The organism is Plebeiibacterium sediminum, from assembly GCF_026013605.1.
GTDB lineage: Bacteria > Bacteroidota > Bacteroidia > Bacteroidales > Marinilabiliaceae > Saccharicrinis > Saccharicrinis sediminus.
In genome coordinates, this window is the sequence record NZ_JAPDPJ010000234.1 from 1 (window position 1) to 759 (window position 759).

The following is a 759-nucleotide window of genomic DNA, read 5'->3' on the forward strand; positions in this document are numbered from 1 at the left end:
TCAGGTTTTCTCTACCTTGAACGGCAAAAACATATTGAACGAAGAGTTGGGTATAGGTATTGGCCATGATAATAACTTAAGATAACAGGGCTAACACCCCTCAATTTATTTATAAAATCAATTTCTACTAAGAAATCAGGGCTACGCCCCTCAATCTACTGAAATAGACATGAAATTAGTTAAAATAATATTATTCAGAAAGCTAAATGAAATTCTATTGTTTATGAAACTAAATAATCTTTCTATATATTTTAAAGGGCCTTTAGGCCTGTTATCTTAGTAGACAACAGTTTTAGAATTGAAAAACAAGGGGTGTTAGCCCTGCTGTCTTATTCATGGTTATAGTATTCAAAAAGATATCTGGTATCAAAGTTAATTTCAAATTTCTTAAGGAACGATAGATACTCATCTTTGAAACATCTTATTTTATGGTGTTCTGGTTGATTTAATATATACTTAACCACGCTGTCAGTTTGTGATTTAGAATAGGTAAACGCGCCATATCCATCCTGCCATGAGAAATGCCCGGGTAAAAAGCGTTTGTCATTAATCCATTTTGAAGAGCCGGTTTTTATTTGTTCAATAAGTTTTGAGATTGATATAGTTGGATGTAGCCCTACAAAAATATGTGTATGATCCGGATTACAGTAAACAGCAAGAGGTTTAGATTTATGCTTGGTTGCAAGACCGCACATTATTTTTTCCAGTTCATTTCTGAACGCTTCGTTTATCAGGTTTTCTCTACCTTGAACGGCAAAA

At 33.5% G+C, this 759-nt stretch carries 1 protein-coding gene; it reads right to left on the reverse strand.

All coding sequences use genetic code 11. The annotated features are described in order from the left end of the window. Positions 1–329: 329 nt before the first annotated feature. The coding region (gene tnpA / locus OM075_RS25250) for an IS200/IS605 family transposase (RefSeq protein ID WP_301193337.1) at positions 330–759 on the reverse strand (430 nt) is incomplete at its 5' end.